Raw genomic sequence first — 19,029 nt, forward strand, 5'->3', positions numbered from 1 at the left:
GCCGGCGTCGCCCTTCGCGCCGCCGGCTCGTTCCGCCTCGCGGCGACGCTGTTCGGACTCTCCGGCCCCCTCGGGCTGGTCGGCATCCTCGGCATCGTCGCCGGCGGTGGCCGACTCGCGCTCGCCTCGCGTCGGGAGTGACCGCGCGGCTCGCGGGCGAATCACGCGACTTATTTTCGACCTCGACAAGCGACAGAGACGCGACAGTGCCCTCCGATACATCCGACACCGACGTACTCGACGACCGGAGTCACGACGCCGCCCCCGCCCCCGACGCTGATATCGCCGACGACGAACGCGAGGCGCTCTTGACCATCGGCCACGGCGCGGTCGTCGCCTCCGGCGGCCAGTCGCTCCAGCGGGCGCTGACGACGGCGACCGAGTACGCGCTCGCACAGGGACTCGGCCCGGTCGTCTACGGCGTCTACGCGTTCGCGTGGCGCGCCTCCCAACTTCTGTTCCGACTCGTCAGTAACCCACGACTGAAGTCGTGGGCTTGTCAGTGGACTCCCCTTCTGCCGTCGAGTCGACGGAGGCGTGGAAATCACCATTCAGGTTCAGCGTCCCTGACGGGAGCGCACACTGACAGGGTGCGCCTCCACTCGAAGACGTCTGCCCCGAGTGGAGTCTCCTGAGTAGTTTCCGAGCGATGTTCTTACTCGCGTTGTAGTCCGCGTTCAGTTCGTACTCGCACTTCTGACACACGAACTGATGCTTCGTCCGCCGATTCGATTCATGCGTAAACCCACATGACGAACACCGCTGACTCGTGTACGCAGGGCTCACCTGCTCAACCTTGATCCCGAACATCTCCGCCTTGTACTCAACGTACTGAGAGAGGCGTCGGAACGCCCATGCGTGGAATCGCTTCGCACCAGCCATCCGTTTGCGAATATCGGTCAGATTCTCGAACGCGATGTGCGTACAGCCGTGGTCGTGAGCTTCTTCGAGAATCTGGTTTGAGGCTCGATGGAGTTCGTCCTGCATCCAACGGTGTTCACGGTCGTTCATCGACTGAATCGACAGGTGCGCCGACCGCGTTCCCGTCTGTTGCATCGACCCGCGAGTCTTCTCGAACTCTCGGCGTCGGTGGTTCATCTCGTCTGCGTTCCCGATGAACGCGCCTGTGGAAGTCACGGCGAGTGAGCCATCCACGTTCAGGTCAACGCCAAGGACTGTTCTGTGCTTGGCGTCTTCAGAAGAAGTCGTGGACTGCTCTTGCTCGTCTATGGTTCGGCGCATCCGTGCGTGGAGATAGAACTCCGACGTAGAGCGGTCGTACTGCAACGTTGACATCCGGAACTCGTAGTCCTCGTTCAGCAGATACTCGCCAATCGGCGTTCCCTCAGTTTCGCTGGGAATCACGTAGTCGCACTCAACGCGACCATTTACTGTCGAGAGCGAAACGTGGTCGCGGTGGAACGTCGCAGAGCGTTTGTCGTAGACGACGCTCCACGCTTTGAAGTACGGTTGACTGGTGTTGTCTCCTTTCTTGAGTCGGGCGACACCGCTTTTTGTGGCCTCGATAGCGCGTCGAATCCCTTTCTGTACGAGGTTTGCCGTCAACTCCGTCTCGTTGCGAAGTCGCTCGTAGAGGGCGTTCTCGGCTTTCTGTTTCGAAGTCACACAGTAGTCGTTCGGGTATCTCCACGCCCACTCTGCGGTGGTGTTCGCACAATGGAGGAACTGAGTTTTGGTCTGATGAAGGTCGTCGCACCGCTCGTTGGGTACGTCGAGTTTGACTTTGACGGTACGAATCACCTCCATCGTTAATTCACATATCGAATTGGCTCTTTATATCAATTTGGATTGACGTGGGGGAGTCTGCTTGCTATCGCTCGTGGTTGGTGGAGTTGCTTGTCGGATTCCACCCACGAGTAAACTCGTGGGCTTCCTCCTCGTAATCATGTGAGAAGCGTGATACCGGCGCCGATGACGAACGTTGTGTCTCACGCTGCCGACCGAGGCCGACTATCAGGAGAGGTCAGTTGGGGTGACGTCGAATCGCTTGAGGAACTTCTGTACCGCCTCGTCACCCCCGACAATGGTTATTCGCTCGTCCCCGGAGAACTGCCACTGAGGGTCGACCGAAACTGTTTGTCCGTCACCGTCCTCGATAGCGATGACGCGACAGCCGGTCTGTTCGTAGATGCGGGAGTTTCCGAGTGTCGACCCCGAAAACGGTGTGGACGGCACGCGAACGAGGCGAATCTGGCTCGCCGGCGCGAGTACGTCCTCACCTCGAAGCTCCTTTGCGACCATCCTCGCGCTCACTCGCGGGACCGAGAGGACGTAGTCGGCGCCGGCGCTGAACGCCTTCTGGGTGGCCTCTGCGTCTCCAACTCGGACGAGAACCTCTATCTCGGGGTTGATCGACTGTGCGAGCACGGTCGTCAAGAGCGCAATCGAATCGTCTGGGACGCCAATGATGATTGCCCCGGCGCTTTCGACCCCTGCGGCGAGCAATACTTCCCGGTCCCCTCCGTCGCCGACGATATCGACGCCCGGGCGGTCCTCGACGTCAACTGTGACGACTTCTCCACTAGACTCCTCGATGACCGACTTTGCGGCGCGACCGACTTCTCCCAACCCCACGAGCACGAAACGCTCGTGTCCGGTGAACGACCGGGGTGGCCGGGTGAACTCGCTCAGGTTCTTGAGTGCGGCTTCCTCCCCGGACACTAACAGAACGGTGTTCGGACGGACGACGGCGTCTGGGCTGGGTGGCAACTGTAGCTCGCCGTCGATCCACGCACCGACGATATTGGCACCGGTTCGCTCTCTAACCCTGGTTTCTCTGATACTACGCCCCACGAGCTCGCTCGATTCGGAGACTGGGAGCTCCATCAGTCTCGTGTCTCCCCCGAGTTCGATGGTGTCTCGCAGTTCAGAGCTGAACGAGGCGACGGCTTTCTCTGCGAGACGGTGTCCTAAAACGCCGTGCGGTGACAGCACGGTATCTGCGCCGACGGTACGCAGTACCTCCTCCATTCTGCTGTCGTCGGTCAGTGCGATGACGTCGATATCAGGCCGTACTCCTCGGACAGTAAGTATCGTGTTGACGTTCGCATCGCCGGCGTCAGTAATGACCGTCCGTGCAGTCTTGATGCTGGCTCGTTCAAACGTTGTCGTTGCTTGTGGAGAGCCGTGAATGGCGGCGTAGCCACGATTTGAAAGTGATTCGGCGTCTTCCCGTGAGGACGAAATGAGCACGTAATCGATGCCAAATTCTCTGAGTTCGTCCAGGAGAATTGCAGAGTCCCGGCGGTACTCACAGATGATGACGTGGCCGTTTTTCGGGCTGAGTCGGTCGTCGAGGTTGACCTCGGCGCTGGTGAACAGGGGAATGATGATGAGGCGGAGGGTGAAAAACCCGACTGCGATACCGGAAATCTGAATCAAGACGACGAACAGGAACATCAGCGGATGGCTCCAGATATCCGAGTCTTGCCCGTAGCCCGTGGTGGTCATCGTCTGAATGACGAACTCGAACGAGGCGAAAATGGACTGGTTGGCGCCTTCGAGCCGCGCCAGTGCGTAGTTGTATGCTACTGTGTAGAAGACTATGAGTAACACGAGCCCGGTGAGGTAGTAGATGACGTGTCGGATTCGACGGCTTGGTTTGAACCGACGAATGGACTCGGGGAGTGGCGACATTGTGAGACACGTACAGTAGTGCGGAAGCGAAGAAAACAGTACGCCCTCCTCGTAGTGAACCCTCTCATCGGGCGTAGAATGTCGCCCAGAACACTAACGGCCGGTCTCATCCCGAGGCGGCGTGCCGCGTCAACCGGGAAACCCTCGTGCCGGGCGGTCCGTCTTTCGGGCGCGGACGTTCCGAAGTACGCCGGCGTCAGCCGGCCAGTAGCTATTGCGCACCCGGGTTCGCCGTGCTGTCATCGCTCCCAAAGTGGGAATACTCGGACGGGGACTTGAGGTACGCACTCGACCCTAGCGCACCGGGGGTAAAACGAGTTCCGACCGGCGGGCGTCGTCGCCGGCGAAGAAGGCGGCTCGAAGCCGGACGACTTGGCCGTCGACGCGGACGAAATAAAGGCGGTCTTCGGACCGGTCGACCGACGGGAGCGCGTCGAGGTCTGCGCGGAGGGCGTCGTAGTCGCTCAGGCAGTCGGAGATACTCGACTCTCGCGGGTGGCCCTCGGCGGCGGCTTCGACCACCCTCAGCACCCACGGGCTGTTCGCGACCCGCGGGTCGGCGGCGTCGACGACGGTCGCTCCGTCGGGGGCGTTCCCGACCAGTTCCGCTCGGAGGACGATTTCGGCCGACGTACACCCCCGAAGTGACGAGCAGCCGGCGAGGCCGCCGGTCAGCCCCACGCCGACGGCCGCGGCTCCGCGACGGAGCAGCTGACGGCGAGAGGCTCGGCCGGCCATCGACTGACAGAAATTCGGAGAAACTGATAAGTCTTCCGTCGATTACAGCGCGTACTCGTCTTCGCGCAGTTGGACGTACTTGCCCTTGCGGTACTTCATTTTCGTCCGCTGGTACTGCGTGGCGAGTTTGGCGGCGCTGAACCCGGCGGTGAGCTTCGAGGCGCCGAACGCCTTGTAGCCCTCGTCCTTTTCGAGGAGCTTCCGGGCCGCCTTGAACGTCTTGTCCCACTGGCCGGGGCCGTAGTCGTGGACGATTTCGGCCATGGCGACGTTCCGGAGAATCTCGTCGCCAATGGCGTCCTTCCAGCGCTCGTTGTAGTCGCTCAGGTCTCCCTCGGCGGCGAGTTCGCCGGCGATGGCTCCCGTCCGGACGGCGACGTGGTCGCCGCCCTCGTGGAAAGCCGAAGTCGCGCCCATCGCGCCGCCGGTGACGGCGATGCCGGCCGACGCGGGCGAGTCGATGGGGCGCGTCGAGGAGATGGCGTACGTCTCGGTGCCCTTCGTCTTCCCGCGGTCCTCGACGAGCGGGAAGTCCTCGTCGATGTCGTACTCGTCACCGTACTCCTGTTCGAGGAGGCGGCGGACGTACTCGCGGCCCTGCGGGATGCGCTCGTCGTCCTCGCGGAGGAGGTTGTACGCATCGCGGTCCTCGACCTCGTCGATGTCGAGGCCGATGGGCATCGTGAGACCGACCCGGCAGACGTTGTTGTCGTTCGGGAAAATCCACGGATACGCCGTGTGGCCGGGCATGTAACCCCACCAGAACTTGATTGCGCCGTCGACTTCGTCGAACAGTTCCGGCGGGAACTCGCGGTGTTCCTGATAGGCGATGTGATTCGCCTCGGTCGACGACAGGCGGTCCGTGATGGGGAACGAAAGCAGGTCGTCGAGCACCTTGTTCGTGACCGTCCGCTGGGGGCCGTCGGCGAGGACGACGAAGTCTGCGCCCACGTCCTCGCCGTTGGCGAGGCGGACGACGTGCCGGGGATCGTCGCCGGTGGCGCCGAGGTCGGTCTCCACGTCGCGGACAGAGGCCTTCACGCGGTACTCCGCGCCGGCGTCTTCGGCGCGGCTGCGGAGCCAGTCGTCGAACTTCGCGCGGTGGAAGGTGTAGCCGAACTCGTCGTACGAGGAGTCGATGCCGGTGCTCCGAAGGGTCAGCGACTCGTTCGGCCCGATGAACTCCGCGCGGTCGAGGATGTCGAGCACGACGTCGTCGGGGAACTCGTCGGGGTGGATGCCCATGATGTCCACCCAGTAGTCGAGGATACCGGCCGCGTCCGTCGAATCGGGCCCGAGGCCCGGTCGGTCTGCTCGGGGGACGCCCTTTTCGAGGACCAGAGCGGAGGCTCCGGCCGAGGCCGCGGCGTGTGCCGCCGACGTGCCGGCCGGACCGCCGCCGATGATGGCGACATCTACGCGTTCCATACCGCTACAGCACTTCGCTCGGGTATTAAACCCCCTGAACCGACGCGGCGTCCGACGGTTTTGATACTGCGTGTCTACGCGCCGCTCCGGCCGTGTTTCGGTCGCACGGTGCGTCCGCGGCCCGGCGCGTCATCGTTCGACCACGCTTCGGGGGACGACATCCCGACGGCCTCCGCGCCGCGCATTGCGATACGGTCAGAGATAATTTCGAGAAGACGTAGATGTCGGCGACTGCTATTGATTTTCTCGGGCGATACCCACTAAATACTGTGTCTGATAACCAGAGACGGAGGTTTATCACGGCGTGCGCGGTAGCTCCGAGTCAATGACCGCAGACGAGCCGGACGAACCGAGAGAGCCCGTCGTATTCCGCGACGAGACGGGCGACCTCGTCTTCGTCGACGGCGGCCCCGCCCCACAGGGGTATGCGCCCGTTGCGTGGAAACTCGGCGAAGACGGTACGCGGTTCGTCGTCGACCCGACAGTCGATGCCGTCGCGGTCACCCGGACGATTTCGAAACGTCGCCCGCGGCGACGCGAGCCCATCGAGTGAGCGTACACCCGGCCGAATCGGACAGATTCATCACCGACTTCGAGAATCATCGAGCATGTCCGACCCAGACATCGCGGTGCTTCGGCAGAAGATTCACGGCCTGTCTGCCGAGGCGTACGCCGAAACGCTCCGCGAGCGGCTCCCAGACCGCGAGGTCGCCCTCGCGACGACCCCCGCAGAGGAGCGCGACCTCCTCTCTCGCGCGCGAGTCGCCACCGGCTTCGACGCGGACGAAGCGGCCCTCGAAGCCGCCGAGAATCTCGACCTGTTCGCCTGCGTGTTCGCCGGCACGGGTCACCTCCCCATCGAGGCGTTCGAGGCCCGCGACGTGGCCGTCACCAACGCCTCCGGCGTCCACGGCCCGAACATCGCCGAACAGGTCCTCGGCAGCCTCCTCTACTTCGCCCGCCGCTTCCACGTCGCGGAGCGCCAGCAGAACGCCGGCGTCTGGCAATCGTACCCGACTGTCGAACTGCAGGGTTCGACGGTCGCCGTCGTCGGTCTCGGCGCGCTCGGCGAGGCAATCGTCGACCGACTCGACCCGTTCGGCGTCGAGACCGTCGGCGTGCGCTACTCGCCGGAGAAGGGCGGCCCGACCGACGAGGTCGTCGGCTTCGACGACGAACAGGGCCTCCACGACGCCTTCGCCCGCGCCGACTACGTCGTCATCGCGTGCCCGCTGACCGACGCCACCCGCGGCCTCGTCGACGCCGATGCGTTCGCGTCGATGGCCCCCGACACCGTCCTCGTCAACGTCGGCCGCGGCCCGGTCGTCGATACCGACGCGCTCGTCTCCCAACTCCGAAGCAACGGCATCCGCGGGGCGGCGCTCGACGTGACCGACCCCGAACCGCTCCCCTCGGACCACCCGCTTTGGGACTTCGAGAACGTCCTCATCACGCCCCACAACGCCGGCCACACCCCGAAGTACTGGGAGCGCATGGCCGACATCATCGCGGAGAACCTCGACAAACTGGACGCCGGCGACGACGACCTGCGGAACCGCGTGGTCTAGGCCGAGCAGAACTACGCCGGCGACCGCGGGAGCGAAGTCGGTGACGCCGCGACCGGGTTCCGCACCGAAACTGTCAATTTGGTTGTCACTGTCGATTGCGCCGTGCAGTTCTCATCGTGGCGGTGGAACCGAATTCTTGCCTTTTTCACCGGCGTCGGAGTCTTCTTTGCCTTCCCGTGGTCCGGGCTCTCGCCCGCCCTCCCGGAGTGGACGATAGACGTGCTGCTGTCCGTCCCGTTCGGCTTGTGCGTCTACGGGTTCACCGAACAGCCGCGAAAAGTGATTCTGCTGGTTCCGGTCGGAACAGCGCTCGGAATCGGGGTACTCGCCCTGTACCGGGCGTCCGGCGTGCACCTGTTTTGACGACGGACGACGGCGTCCGCGTCGCGGGAGACGCCGCGGCGACTCGTCCCTATTCGTCGCGCGTGAGCGCCGGGTTCGTCACCGCGCCGTTCGCGGCGGAGCCGAAGTCGCGGGCGTACTTCGCCAGCACGCCGGAGGTGTACGCCGGCGGCTTGGGTTCCCAGTCTTCCTTCCGCGCTTCGAGTTCCTCGTCTGTGAGGTCCACGGAGAGTTCGCGGTTCGGGATGTCGACGGTCACTTCGTCGCCGTCTTCGAGGAGGCCGATGGGGCCGCCCTCGATCGCCTCGGGGGCGACGTGGCCAACCATCGGACCGCGCGTCGCGCCGGAGAATCGGCCGTCGGTGAGGAGCGCCACGTCGTCCTCGTGACCCTGTCCGACGACGGCGGCGGTGACGCCGAGCATCTCACGCATGCCGGGACCGCCGCGCGGTCCCTCGTTGCGGATGGCGATGACATCGCCCGCCTCGATGTGTCCCTCCTGCACGTAGCGCATCGCGTCCTCCTCGTTTTCGAAGACGCGGGCGGGACCGGTGTGGTGGAAGGCGTCGTCGCCGGTCACCTTCAGGACCGCGCCGTCGGGCGCGAGGTTGCCGGTGAGAATCTTGATGGCTCCCTCCTCCTGATACGGCTCGTCGACCGTGTAGAGGAAGTCCGCTTCGAGGCCGTCGTCGTCCGGCAGGTCGAGGTGGTCGAGTTCCTCGGCGATGGTGCGGCCGGTGACGGTCATCGCGTCGCCGTGGAACAGGTCGGCCTCGACGAGACGGCGGATGACGACCGGGATGCCACCGATTTCGTGGAGGTCGTTCATGACGCGCGTGCCGCCGGGCTGGAGGTTGGCGATTTTCGGCGTGCGCCGGGAGATTTCGTCGAACTCCTCGATGTCGAGGTCGACGCCGGCCTCGGCGGCGAGCGCGAGCAGGTGGAGCACGGCGTTGGTCGACCCGCCGGTGGCGACCTGCAGCGTGATGGCGTTCTCGAAGGACTTCTTCGTGAGAATGTCGGAGGGGCGGCGGTCGTTCTCCACGCAGTCGAGGACGACCTCGCCGGCGCGGCGGGCGTTCTCGTAGCGCTCGTCGGACTCGGCGGGCGCGGACGCGGACCCGAGCGGGGCCAGTCCGAGCGCCTCGGAGATGGAGGCCATCGTGTTGGCGGTGAACATCCCGCCGCAGGAGCCCGCGCCGGGGCAGGCGTGGCGTTCGAGGTCGTCGAGTTCGTCGGCGCTCATGTCGCCTTCGGCGTAGGTGCCGACGCCCTCGAAGACGTTCTGGACGGTCACCTCGCGGCCCTCGTGCTGGCCGGGCATGATGGAGCCGCCGTAGAGGAACACCGACGGGAGGTCGGTCCGGATGGCGGCCATCATCATGCCGGGGAGGTTCTTGTCGCAGCCGGCGACGGTGACGAGCGCGTCCATGCGCTCGCCGAAGGAGACGAGTTCGACGGAGTCGGCGATGACCTCGCGGGAGATGAGCGAGGCCTTCATCCCCTCGGTCCCCATGGAGATGGCGTCGGAGATGGTGACGGTCCCGAACTCGATGGGCATCCCGCCCGCGGCGTCGATGCCCTCGATTGCGGCGTCGGCAACGTCGTCGAGGTGGACGTTACACGGGGTGATGTCGGCGGCGGGGTTCGGCACGCCGACCATCGGCGACGAGAAGTCCTCGTCGTCGAAGCCCATGGCGCGGAACATCGCACGGTGCGGGGCCTTGTCGGGACCCTCTGTGACCTCCGAGCTCCGGAGGTTCGGGTCCTTGCCGCTGGAGAACACGTCGTCCGGGTCCTCCTCGCGTGGGGACTGCTGGCTCATACCTCTTCGGAGCGTGTGCGCGAACTTAAATGGCCGCGACTGGGCAGACGTTGCAGTCGGATTCGCCCGACGACCCACGATTCTGAGGGCCTTTTCCTACTCCGCGTCGCGCCGCGCCAGCCCGGTGAGATGCGGCGCTTCGGGGACGATTATCTCCGCGGTCCCGAGCCGGGCGGCGTTCTCGCTGCCCGGCAGACAGAACGTCGGCATCCCGTCGACGACGCCGGCGGTCGCGCGGGTGCCGACGACCTTGGTGCCGATTTCGTCGTACGAGAGCCGCCGGAACAGTTCGCCGAAGCCGGGGAGCGTCTTCCCGAACAGCTGTGCCGTCGCCTCGACGGTCCGGTCGTCGGGCGTGACGCCCGTTCCGCCGGTCGTGACCGTCACGTCGACGTCGCCGCGGTCGGCCATCCGCGAGACCGCGGTCTGTATCGCGTCGAAGTCGTCGTCGACGACCCGCCGGACCGACACTGAATGTCCGCCCTCGCGGAGCAGTTCCGCTATCGCGTCGCCGGCGGGGTCGTCGTCGACGTCGCGGGTGGACGAAATCGTCAGCACCGCCGCTTCGAGGGCGTCGATGTCGTGGTGATGGTGGTCGTGGTCGTGGTCGTGGTCTCCCTCGCCGTGATGGTGGTCGTGGTCGCTCACGGCCGCGGCTTCGTCGTCCGGCGATAAAGTTCCCGCGTCGCCCCGGCGGTCGTTGGCTCGCGGCGGCCGGACGGTTCACCGCAGAGCGGTGCGGCTCACCCGTCGTCTGTGACCTCGTCGAGCGAGTCAAGCGTCAGCCGTTCCGCGTTCTCGCGGAGCGTCTCGAACTGCTCGTTGGCCCACTCGACCGCGGCTTTGGTGTCGTTGCGGGCGACCCCGCCGACGCCGGTGTCAGTGTAGACGACGATGCCCGCCTCCGATTCTGTCACCCAGAGACCGAACCGGAACGGAACCGACCCGCGATAGAGCGTCACCGACTCGTGTCGGAGTTGGTCTTCGATGACCGTGCGGGAGGACGGCGCGGCGACGAGCCGGTCGAACAGCTCGTCGGCGATAATCATCTCGACGACCGTCCCACCGGCGGTCGCCGTCTCGTAGAACGGGCGGAGCTGACCGACGAGCGCGACCGGGGCGACACCGTAGACTCGCTCCGCGTGCTCGATGCTCGAAAACAGCTCCTGAATCGCGCTGTCCGGAATGTTCGGCGTCGACGTATGGACCGTCGCGCCCGTGAGGAACGCGGGGTCCAAGGGCGCGTCGGCCGGCAGCATCGAGAGGAGGTCACGGGCCGCGTGAACGCCGCGGAGCGAGTCGAGACACTCGTCGTACGCGCCGAGCGCGCACCGGCCGACGCTGGTCAGTTGATACCGACCCTCGACGCGCTCGGCGAGCCCGGCGTCGAGCAGTTCGCGGACGACGCGGTCGACCGTCGAACGCGACGTATCGAGGTCGTCTGCGAGCCCGCGCTTGTCTCGCGGTCGCTCCGCGAGCGACCGGACGAACGACGACCGCCTCATGAGCAGGCGCGAGAGCTGTGCTGAAGTCTCGTCTCTGTTCACGTACGTGATTCTCCTTCGAGCAGTATCTGACGACCACCGGCCCCGTCCATTCGGCCCGCCGAGCGCTCGTCAGCGGATGACTGCCAAACCTGACTGTGTTGGGAACCCTGTGTCGTATATATCTTCGCACCGATAGGTTTTGGAGCTGTGGGTTGTCGTTGCCTGTCGAAAAAGAGGAAAGACAATTGGCGTAAACCTACACTTTAGTTCCTGCACTTCATCGGTCGGGTCGAGATGAAAGCGGTCCAATTCACGGAACACGGCGACCGAGACGTCCTCGAATATGGCGACTTCCCGGACCCGGAGGTCGGCCCCGACGAGGTTCTCGTCGACGTGAAGGCGGCTTCGCTCAACCACCTCGACATCTGGACGCGACGGGGGCTTCCGGGCGTCGAACTGGAGATGCCGCACATCCCCGGCAGCGACATGGCCGGCGTCGTCACCGAGGTCGGCGAGCGCGTGACCCGGTTCGAGGCGGGCGACCACGTCGCGCTCATCGCGGGCGTCGCCGGCGGCGGCGACGAGTTCTCCCGGAAGGGCGACCCGACGCTCGCGCCGGACTTCCACATCATCGGTGAGCACGTCCGCGGCGTCCACGCCGAGTTCGCGGCGATTCCCGAGGAAAACCTCGTGCCCGTCCCCGAGGACGTGCCGTGGGAGGTCGCCGGCTCCGCGTCGCTCGTCTTCCAGACCGCGTGGCGGATGCTGGTCGACCGCGGCGAACTGCGCCCCGGCGAGAAGGTGCTCGTTCTCGGCGCGTCCGGCGGCGTCGGCCACGCAGCCGTCCAAATCGCCGACTACGCGGGTGCGGAAGTGTACGCGACCGCCTCCACCGACGAGAAACTGGAGTACGCGAAGGAGTGCGGCGCTGACCACGTCATCAACTACGAGGAAGACGACTTCTCGAAGGAGATACGGAAGCTCACCGACGGTCGCGGCGTCGACATGGTCGTCGACCACATCGGCGAGGCCACCTACAAGCAGTCGCTCAAGAGCCTCGTCAAGGGCGGCCGCGTCGTCACCTGCGGGGCGACGACCGGACCGGACCCGGGCGCGGGCCTCAACTACATCTTCTGGAACCAGCTCTCGGTCATCGGCTCGACGATGGCGACGCCCGGCGAGGCCGACGAGGTGCTCGACCTCGTCTGGGACGGCACCTTCGAACCCCGCATCCGCGAGACGCTCCCGATGAGCGAAATCGACCGCGCGCACGAACTCATCGAGGAGCGACAGGGCTTTGGCAAGGTGGTCGTAATCCCCGATAGTGAGCTCTGACACCACGGCTCAGGACGACGCGACCGCCGAGTCCGACACCTACGTCCACCGGCCGGACGGCGTCGCCGTCGGCGGCGGTAGCTCGGAGCCGGAGGCGACCGGCTTCGGCAACCGCGGCTGGGTGCTCGTCGGCGTCGTCGCGCTCTGTTTCCTCGTCATCCCCGGCGCGGTGTACCTCGTGCCGTCGCTCCCGGCGATGGCCGGCCTGCCGTACCTCGCGGCCATGCTGGCCCTGCCGATGCTCCCAGCGCTCGCGCTCGGCCTCGTCGCCGTCTGGTCGATGACCGCGGCGACCCGGGGCGACGACTGAACCGTCCGTAACCACGCCCGCTTCGACCCGCCGAAACCGCTCCCTCGAAGCGAGCGAGACGCAACGCCCGTTTTCACGCCCGATTTTCTCGCGCTCGATTCACGCTCCCGTCTGCCGGTGTCACCTGCCGTCTCTGATTCTCCCCGGTGGAATTGCGTGTCGATATAAATGGTTCCGACAAGGCTTATCCCGTTCCGTGGTTGACATTCACACGCACAGATGTTCGAACGGTTCTCCAGCAGCTACTTCCTCGGCCGATTGTACGTCGAACCGTACGACGGGGCCGAGGCGGCGATTCACCGAACGGAACACGAGCGACTCAACGAGTGCGTCTACACGGACGGCCGCGGCGTCGAGCGAGTCGACTACCCGCTCGTGATGAAACTCGACACGGCCCACTTCCCGGTCGTCGGCGACGACGGCGTCCCCTCGGGGACACTCGCACTCCCCCGAGACGCCGTGGACTCCGACGCGCTTCCCGACGACAGGCCGGTGCTTCTCGCCGACGCCCCGCGAGCGGCCGAGTTGCTCCGATACGCCGGCTACGACCTCGACGACCTCGCGCCCGGCGGTCCCGGTGACGCCGGCGGACCCGGCCCGGACCGTCCGGACGACAGGCTGGCGTAAGACGTTCCTCGGAGTCGCGGCGGGCGGAACGGTCCCGCTCGCCTCGCGTCCGAACGCTCAAGTGGTCGGCCCGCACGCGTCCGTGTATGCTGGACGAGTTGTTGGGTCGAGCCGAACTCAAAGAGCGCATCGCCGAGTTGGAAGACGAACGCGACGCGTTAGCCGGGCGTCTGGAGGGCGAGTCCGACCGCCGACAGGAGGCGGCACGCGCGCGACAGGAGGCCGAAAAGGAGGTCAACCGCCTCGAAGACCGCGTCACCGAACTCGAAGACCGCGTGGAGCGCCTCTCGGGCGAGGACGACTCCCTCGACTTCCGCGGGACCGAGGACCTCCGCGGTGACCGCCTCCGCGAGGTACTGTCCCGCCTCGATTCGGTTTCGACCGACGCGGAGGGCGCGCTCACCGCCGCCGTCGCCGACGACCGCTCGCTCCCCTCGGCCGCCGAGTCCGCGTTCGGCGACCGCGCCCCGCTCGTCCGCCGGGCCGCGCCCTGCGTCGCGCTCACCGACGACGCCGGACTGGTGAGCGTGGCGCTCTCGCCGCCACGTCAACCCGACGGCTTCGACGCGTGGAGCGACGGTTTCGACCTCGACCCGGCGTGGTTCCATCCGACCGAGGCCACCGTCGTCGCCCTCGTCCGCGGCGACCTGTTCGCCCTCGGCCGCTACGAGGACGGCGACCTCGAATTCGTCGAGGGCTTCGAGAGCGACGTGAAGTCCGCCCACTCGAAAGGCGGGTTCTCGCAGGCGCGCTTCGAGCGCATCCGCGAGGGACAAATTGACGACCACCTCGACCGCTGTCACGAGTCGCTCGACGAGTTCCTCGGCGGCGATTCCGGCGCGGGCGCGGGAGCCGCCGACGGTGACGCCGACCTCGTCGTCCTCGGCGAGCGAACCGTCCTCGGCGAGTTCCGCGAGCGGGCCGCGCTGACCGCGACCGTCGACGCCAGCGGCGACCCCGAAGCGGCGCTCACGGAGGCGTCCAGAGAGTTCTGGACCACGCGGCTCTACCGGCTCTGAGTCGGTGACGACGCCGCGGCCGCGCTCTCGGTCGTCCTCGAATACTCGCAGACAACTCGGCGATATGACCCGGCAGTCGCCGCCGAATCGCCCCACCTTTTAGGGTGGCACGTAGTGACACCCTGTATGAACGACCCACAGCGAGTCGTCGTCCTCGCACACGAGAAGTTCCCCGACCGCGCGAAGACCGCCACGGGCGTCCTGAAGTACGCGGACTACGACGTGGTTGCCGTCCTCGACCGCGACAACCCCGGCACCTCCGCCGCCGACCACCGCCGCGACCTCCCGGACGTGCCCGTCGTCGCCTCGATGGCCGACGCGCCCGACGCCGACGCCCTTCTCATCGGTATCTCGCCCATCGGCGGCGCGTTCGACGAGACGTGGCGCGACGACGTTCGCACCGCCCTCGCACGCGGCTGTGACCTCATCTCCGGCCTCCACTACTTCCTCACCGAAGACGAGGAGTTCGTCCGACTCGCCGACGAACACGGCTGCGACATCAACGACGTTCGCAAGCCCCACGACGACCTCGGCGTCGCGCAGGGCAAGTCCGCCGACGTGGACGCCGAAGTCGTCCTCACGGTCGGCACCGACTGCTCGGTCGGCAAGATGACCGCGACGCTCGAACTCGTCGAGGCCGCCCGCGAGCGGGGCATCGACGCGGGGTTCATCCCGACCGGCCAGACCGGCATCATGATTGCGGGCTGGGGCAACCCCGTCGACCGCGTCGTGAGCGACTTCACCGCCGGCGCGGTCGAGGAGATGATTCTGGAGAAGGGCGACGAACACGACGTGCTGTTCGTCGAGGGCCAGGGGAGCATCGTCCACCCGGCGTACTCGGCGGTCACCTGCGGCATCCTCCACGGCTCGATGGCCGACAAGCTCGTCCTCTGTCACGAGGCCACCCGCGAAGCGATTCACGGCTACGAGGAGTTCGCCCTACCTGACCTCTCGGAGTACGTCTCGCTGTACGAGAACCTCGCCGACCCGGTCCACGAGGCCGACGTGGTCGCCGGGATGCTCAACACCTCGCACGTCGACGACGACGTGGAGGCGGCCGAAGCCGTCGACGCCTTCGCCGACGAACTCGGCGTCCCCGCGGTTGACCCCGTCCGGTTCGGGTCGGCCGACCTCATAGACGAGGTGTTCTAGATGCTCACGACGGAGTTCGAGCGCGTCTCGATGCCGCTCGCGGAGCCGTTCGGCATCGCTCGCGGCGTCCAGACCGAAGCCGAGAACGTCGTCGTCCGAATCGAGGACGAAGGCGGCATGACGGGCGTCGGCGCGGCCGCCCCGTCGTCGCACTACGGCGAGACCGCCGACACCGTCGAGGCCGTCCTTCCGGACCTGCTCTCGGTGGTCGAGGCGGTCGGCGACGCGCACGCCATCGACCGCATCGAGCGCGAGATGGCCGAGACGGTCCGCCGCAACCCGGCCGCGCGGACCGCCGTGAGCATCGCCCTCCACGACCTCGGGGCCAAGCGCCTCGGCGTCCCGCTGTACCGCCTCTGGGGGCTCGACCCCTCACAGACGCCCACCTCGTCGTACACTGTCGGTCTCGACGACCTCGACACGATGCGCGAGAAGACCGCGGAGGCCTACGAAGCCGGCTACGACGTGCTCAAGGTCAAACTCGGTACCGACCGCGACAGGGCGATTATCGAGGCCGTCCGCGACGAGGCCCCCGGCGCAACCATCCGGGTCGACGCCAACGAGGCGTGGACGCCCCGCGAGGCCGTCGAGATGACCGAGTTCCTCGCCGACCACGGTGTCGAGTTCGTCGAACAGCCGGTCCCCGCCGAGGACTACGAGGGGCTGAAGTTCGTCTACGACCACGGCGCGCTCCCCATCGCGGCCGACGAGTCGTGCATCACGGCCGACGACATCCCGCGCATCGCCGACCGCGTCGACATCGCGAACCTCAAGCTGATGAAGTGCGGCGGCCTCACGGAGGCCAAACGCGCCATCCACGCCGCCCGCGCCCACGGGCTGGAGGTCATGCTCGGCTGTATGATAGAGACGAACGCCGCCATCGCGGCGGGCTGTCACCTCGCGCCGCTGCTCGACTACGCCGACCTCGACGGCTCGCTCCTTCTCGCGGACGACCCCTACGAGGGCGTTCCGATGCCGAACGGCGAAATCGACCTCGAAGCTCTCGACCGCCCGGGAACCGGCGCACAGCGTCGGTGACGCGACGGCCCCGACGCTAAACGCCCCTCAGGAGTCCCAGTCGAGGTCGTCTTCGCGGGTCTCCGACCGGAGCACGAACGGCCCGATAGAGAGCGTCCGCTTGGCGACCGTCGATATTCGGAGGACTGCAGCCGCGAGCACGGCGAACGGCGCGAGCGAGACGGCCACCACGAACGCGACCGTGAGGAGGAGGTTTGACACGCCAAGCGTCGCGCCGGTAACCGTGGTCGGGTCGTCGAGAAAGAGAATCGCGCCGATGCTCGCCACGAGCGCGGGGACGGCCGCGTAGAACATCATCCGCGAGAGGTCGACCAGTTCCCACCGGAAGTAGAGCGTCTTGACGTGCTCGCGGGCGGGACCGAACAGTTCGAGCGCGTCGCGAAGCTCCGACAGCGCCGTCTTCGTCTCCGACGAGAGGTCGGCGTCGTGGACGCGGCGGAGCCGCGCCGCCTGATAGATTTTCCACGAGTAGTTCAGGTCCAGCGCCGCCGACAGCACCTCGAACGTCCCGAACTGCCGGCCTTCCAGCCGCTCGGCGACCGCCTCGGCGTTGGACTCGACCTCCTCGGCGAACTCGCGGACGCGGGTCGGCGGGTCGGCGTCGCTCGCGTCCTTGTCCGCGTCCCCACTTTCGCTCGCGTCCCCGTCGGCATCGAGCGTCGCCTCGACCGCTCGCGCCCGCGACGCGATGCCCTCGGCCAGCGCGCGTAGGAACGCCGAGGGCTCCGGCGGCGCGACCGGCGCGTCCAGCAGGTCGGCCACGTCCTCGCGGAAGTTCATCGACCCCTCCATCCGGTCGCGCTGGTCGCCCAGCGGGCCGAGTTCGCGCGAGAGCACGAGCTGATTGATGGTGACGACGAGCGTGACGCCCGTGATAATCGCGGTGAGAAGGCCCTGTGCGAGTGTCTCGATGGGGTCCGAGGACTCGACGGCGACCCGGAGCGGGGTCGGGTCCAGTTGGCCGAGGACGACGACGCTACAGAAGACGACGACGAGCGGGGCCGCGGCGACGACGCGGCGGTCCGCGTCGAGGAGGGCGCGGAGTTTCGCGCGGCTCGTCGTCCCGCGCTCCCGCATCGTGTCGTCGGGCTCGCCGGCCGACGGGCCGCCGGTGTTCGACATGACCGAAGCTATCGCGGGGTGGGTTGAAGTGCGTACTGGCGATTAGTCGGAGGGTCGACCGTGTCGCGGGACGGCGGTGGCGGTAGGGAGGCGGGGCAGTCGAGGCGGCGAGAGAGATTGAGACGGCGGGCGCGCTCAGGAGGAAGCAGACGAGTCGTCTTCGTTCTTCAGTTCCTCCAGTTCGGCTTCGACCTCCTCGTCGGCCACGTCGGTCTCGACGTCCACGTCAGCGTCGGCGGCGCTCTCGCTTTCGGCGTCCGACGACCCGGAGGACTTGCCCATCTCGGCTTTGAGCGTCTCCAGTTCGGTGTCGACCTCGGCGCTGGTGCGGCCGGCTTCGAGTTCGCGCTCGATGGAGTCCTTGTCCGACAGGGCGTCGTCGAACGCGCCGGAGTCCATGAGCTCGTCCATCGCGGCCGAGCGGGCCTCCATCTCGTCGGTGCGTTCCTCGGCGCGTTCGAGCGCGCGGCCCACGTCGGCCATCTCGTCGCCGACGCCGGACATCGCCTCGGAGACGCGGCTCGACGCCTCGGCGGCCTCGTAGCGGGCCTTCATCGTCTCCTTTTTCGTGCGGAACTCCTCGATGCGGCTCTGGAGTTCGTCCTTCTTGTTGACGAGTTGGTCCTGCGTCTCCTGCAGGCTGGCGATTTGGGTCTCCAGCTCCTCGATTTGGCTCATCTTGGCCTGCTTCTTTTCGAGCGCCTTGCGCGCGAGGTCCTCGCGGTCCTGCTGGACGGCCTCGCGGGCCTGGTCGTTGTGCTTTTCGACGTTCTCTTCGAGGCGGCGCTTCTGAATCTCCAGTCGCTTCTTCTGGGTGGTCAGGTCGGCGATACCCTGTTTGACCTGCTGTAGCTCGTCGCGCATCTTCTCGTAGGAGTAGTCGAGCGTCTCGGTCGGGTCCTCCGCACGGTTGAGGAGGGCGTTTATCTTCGACCGGATGACGTACGACGTGCGAGAGAGAATTCCCATACCCAATTACTACGCGACGTTCGGCTTAAAACCTCACCAGCGCAACCTGTCTCTATGACCGAGACGATTCTCGTCCCCGGGGGGCGCGACGTGCGGGCGACCCTCGACCGCGCCCGCGAAGACGGCGCGGACGGTACTGACGACGCGGCGGACCGAGTCGACACGGTCGTCGTCGCCTGCCCGCCCCATCCGCAGCACCAAGGCCACCGCGGTGACGCCCGCCTCGTCGCCGTCAGCGACGCGCTCACCGCCCGCGGCGCGGACTGCCTCCGCTTCGATTACGGCCCGTGGGACGAGGGCTACGGCGAGCGCGCCGACACCCTCCGAGCGGTCGAGTGGGCCGCGGAGCGCTACGACCGCGTGGGTCTGTTCGGCTTCTCGTTCGGCGGCGCGATGGCGCTCCTCGCGGCCG

Annotated in this window: 18 protein-coding genes and 2 pseudogenes; 11 read left to right on the forward strand and 9 right to left on the reverse strand. The window is 66.5% G+C overall.

Annotated elements, in window-relative coordinates:
- Positions 1-206 precede the first annotated feature (206 nt).
- Positions 207-473, forward strand: a pseudogene (locus NKF06_RS13640) (lipopolysaccharide biosynthesis protein); the annotation flags it as partial.
- Here NKF06_RS13640 and NKF06_RS13645 read toward each other — a convergent pair.
- The 4 genes from NKF06_RS13645 to NKF06_RS13660 form a co-directional block, all read right to left on the reverse strand.
- Complete coding sequence (locus NKF06_RS13645) at positions 469-1,767, reverse strand: transposase (RefSeq protein ID WP_253245705.1); 1,299 nt, start codon at positions 1,765-1,767, stop codon at positions 469-471. The pseudogene NKF06_RS13640 and the gene NKF06_RS13645 sit on opposite strands and share 5 nt — an antisense overlap.
- A gap of 207 nt (positions 1,768-1,974) precedes the next feature.
- Positions 1,975-3,657 (reverse strand): NAD-binding protein, encoded by a 1,683-nt coding sequence (locus NKF06_RS13650; RefSeq protein ID WP_253245706.1) that lies wholly within the window; start codon positions 3,655-3,657, stop codon positions 1,975-1,977.
- Positions 3,658-3,951: 294 nt separating this feature from the next.
- The gene (locus NKF06_RS13655; RefSeq protein WP_058828376.1) at positions 3,952-4,395 is read right to left on the reverse strand and encodes a hypothetical protein; all 444 of its coding nucleotides are present in this window, start codon (positions 4,393-4,395) and stop codon (positions 3,952-3,954) included.
- A gap of 42 nt (positions 4,396-4,437) precedes the next feature.
- Entirely contained in the window at positions 4,438-5,823 is a 1,386-nt protein-coding gene (locus tag NKF06_RS13660) for an NAD(P)/FAD-dependent oxidoreductase (RefSeq protein ID WP_253245707.1), read from the reverse strand.
- A 325-nt stretch (positions 5,824-6,148) separates the two neighbouring features.
- Here NKF06_RS13660 and NKF06_RS13665 point away from each other — a divergent pair, with 325 nt between their 5' ends.
- The 3 genes from NKF06_RS13665 to NKF06_RS13675 all read left to right on the forward strand — a co-directional run bounded on the left by NKF06_RS13665 (position 6,149) and on the right by NKF06_RS13675 (position 7,754).
- Complete coding sequence (locus NKF06_RS13665) at positions 6,149-6,376, forward strand: hypothetical protein (protein ID WP_058569091.1); 228 nt, start codon at positions 6,149-6,151, stop codon at positions 6,374-6,376.
- 55 nt (positions 6,377-6,431) lie between these two features.
- Entirely contained in the window at positions 6,432-7,391 is a 960-nt protein-coding gene (locus tag NKF06_RS13670; RefSeq protein WP_253245708.1) for a D-2-hydroxyacid dehydrogenase, read from the forward strand.
- Between the two features lie 102 nt (positions 7,392-7,493).
- Complete coding sequence (locus NKF06_RS13675) at positions 7,494-7,754, forward strand: hypothetical protein (RefSeq protein ID WP_253245709.1); 261 nt, start codon at positions 7,494-7,496, stop codon at positions 7,752-7,754.
- 49 nt (positions 7,755-7,803) lie between these two features.
- Here NKF06_RS13675 and ilvD read toward each other — a convergent pair whose 3' ends face one another.
- From ilvD to NKF06_RS13690, 3 genes are all read right to left on the reverse strand, one after another.
- Positions 7,804-9,558 (reverse strand): dihydroxy-acid dehydratase, encoded by a 1,755-nt coding sequence (gene ilvD, locus NKF06_RS13680; protein WP_253245710.1) that lies wholly within the window; start codon positions 9,556-9,558, stop codon positions 7,804-7,806.
- Positions 9,559-9,654: 96 nt separating this feature from the next.
- The gene (locus NKF06_RS13685; protein ID WP_253245711.1) at positions 9,655-10,206 is read right to left on the reverse strand and encodes a molybdopterin-binding protein; all 552 of its coding nucleotides are present in this window, start codon (positions 10,204-10,206) and stop codon (positions 9,655-9,657) included.
- 95 nt (positions 10,207-10,301) lie between these two features.
- Positions 10,302-11,105, reverse strand: coding sequence for a hypothetical protein (locus tag NKF06_RS13690; protein ID WP_253245712.1), 804 nt, complete (start codon positions 11,103-11,105; stop codon positions 10,302-10,304).
- Positions 11,106-11,339: 234 nt separating this feature from the next.
- Between NKF06_RS13690 and NKF06_RS13695 the strand changes: the two genes are divergently transcribed.
- The 6 genes from NKF06_RS13695 to NKF06_RS13720 all read left to right on the forward strand — a co-directional run bounded on the left by NKF06_RS13695 (position 11,340) and on the right by NKF06_RS13720 (position 16,526).
- Positions 11,340-12,380 (forward strand): zinc-binding dehydrogenase, encoded by a 1,041-nt coding sequence (locus tag NKF06_RS13695; protein ID WP_058569097.1) that lies wholly within the window; start codon positions 11,340-11,342, stop codon positions 12,378-12,380.
- Positions 12,370-12,690, forward strand: a complete 321-nt coding sequence (locus NKF06_RS13700) for a hypothetical protein (RefSeq protein ID WP_253245713.1) — start codon at positions 12,370-12,372, stop codon at positions 12,688-12,690. The genes NKF06_RS13695 and NKF06_RS13700 overlap by 11 nt, the downstream gene beginning before the upstream one ends.
- Positions 12,691-12,909: 219 nt before the next feature.
- Entirely contained in the window at positions 12,910-13,317 is a 408-nt protein-coding gene (locus NKF06_RS13705; RefSeq protein WP_058828385.1) for a DUF5802 family protein, read from the forward strand.
- A gap of 86 nt (positions 13,318-13,403) precedes the next feature.
- Positions 13,404-14,336, forward strand: coding sequence for a Vms1/Ankzf1 family peptidyl-tRNA hydrolase (locus NKF06_RS13710; RefSeq protein WP_253245714.1), 933 nt, complete (start codon positions 13,404-13,406; stop codon positions 14,334-14,336).
- Between the two features lie 126 nt (positions 14,337-14,462).
- Positions 14,463-15,488, forward strand: a complete 1,026-nt coding sequence (locus tag NKF06_RS13715; protein ID WP_253245715.1) for a DUF1611 domain-containing protein — start codon at positions 14,463-14,465, stop codon at positions 15,486-15,488.
- Positions 15,489-16,526: a dipeptide epimerase gene (locus NKF06_RS13720; RefSeq protein ID WP_253245716.1), complete on the forward strand. Its 1,038-nt coding sequence runs from the start codon at positions 15,489-15,491 to the stop codon at positions 16,524-16,526.
- A gap of 27 nt (positions 16,527-16,553) precedes the next feature.
- On the opposite strand, the gene NKF06_RS13725 is transcribed toward NKF06_RS13720, so the two are convergent.
- Entirely contained in the window at positions 16,554-17,648 is a 1,095-nt protein-coding gene (locus tag NKF06_RS13725; RefSeq protein WP_253245717.1) for a hypothetical protein, read from the reverse strand.
- Positions 17,649-17,783: 135 nt separating this feature from the next.
- The gene (locus NKF06_RS13730; RefSeq protein WP_058828454.1) at positions 17,784-18,617 is read right to left on the reverse strand and encodes a PspA/IM30 family protein; all 834 of its coding nucleotides are present in this window, start codon (positions 18,615-18,617) and stop codon (positions 17,784-17,786) included.
- A 54-nt stretch (positions 18,618-18,671) separates the two neighbouring features.
- Between NKF06_RS13730 and NKF06_RS13735 the strand changes: the two are divergent.
- Positions 18,672-19,029, forward strand: a pseudogene (locus NKF06_RS13735) (alpha/beta hydrolase); the annotation flags it as partial.

The sequence above is a fragment of the Haloferax sp. AB510 genome (genome assembly GCF_024136985.1).
Classification (GTDB): Archaea; Halobacteriota; Halobacteria; order Halobacteriales; family Haloferacaceae; genus Haloferax.

Bases quoted from the DNA above. Each gene is read 5' to 3' on its own strand.
- ilvD (WP_253245710.1), bottom strand. From the start codon at position 9,558: ATGAGCCAGCAGTCCCCACGCGAGGAGGACCCGGACGACGTGTTCTCC.
- NKF06_RS13705 (WP_058828385.1), top strand. From the start codon at position 12,910: ATGTTCGAACGGTTCTCCAGCAGCTACTTCCTCGGCCGATTGTACGTC.
- NKF06_RS13645 (WP_253245705.1), bottom strand. From the start codon at position 1,767: ATGGAGGTGATTCGTACCGTCAAAGTCAAACTCGACGTACCCAACGAG.
- NKF06_RS13710 (WP_253245714.1), top strand. From the start codon at position 13,404: ATGCTGGACGAGTTGTTGGGTCGAGCCGAACTCAAAGAGCGCATCGCC.
- NKF06_RS13670 (WP_253245708.1), top strand. From the start codon at position 6,432: ATGTCCGACCCAGACATCGCGGTGCTTCGGCAGAAGATTCACGGCCTG.
- NKF06_RS13650 (WP_253245706.1), bottom strand. From the start codon at position 3,657: ATGTCGCCACTCCCCGAGTCCATTCGTCGGTTCAAACCAAGCCGTCGA.
- NKF06_RS13655 (WP_058828376.1), bottom strand. From the start codon at position 4,395: ATGGCCGGCCGAGCCTCTCGCCGTCAGCTGCTCCGTCGCGGAGCCGCG.
- NKF06_RS13720 (WP_253245716.1), top strand. From the start codon at position 15,489: ATGCTCACGACGGAGTTCGAGCGCGTCTCGATGCCGCTCGCGGAGCCG.
- NKF06_RS13695 (WP_058569097.1), top strand. From the start codon at position 11,340: ATGAAAGCGGTCCAATTCACGGAACACGGCGACCGAGACGTCCTCGAA.
- NKF06_RS13725 (WP_253245717.1), bottom strand. From the start codon at position 17,648: ATGTCGAACACCGGCGGCCCGTCGGCCGGCGAGCCCGACGACACGATG.
- NKF06_RS13665 (WP_058569091.1), top strand. From the start codon at position 6,149: ATGACCGCAGACGAGCCGGACGAACCGAGAGAGCCCGTCGTATTCCGC.
- NKF06_RS13730 (WP_058828454.1), bottom strand. From the start codon at position 18,617: ATGGGAATTCTCTCTCGCACGTCGTACGTCATCCGGTCGAAGATAAAC.
- NKF06_RS13660 (WP_253245707.1), bottom strand. From the start codon at position 5,823: ATGGAACGCGTAGATGTCGCCATCATCGGCGGCGGTCCGGCCGGCACG.
- NKF06_RS13715 (WP_253245715.1), top strand. From the start codon at position 14,463: ATGAACGACCCACAGCGAGTCGTCGTCCTCGCACACGAGAAGTTCCCC.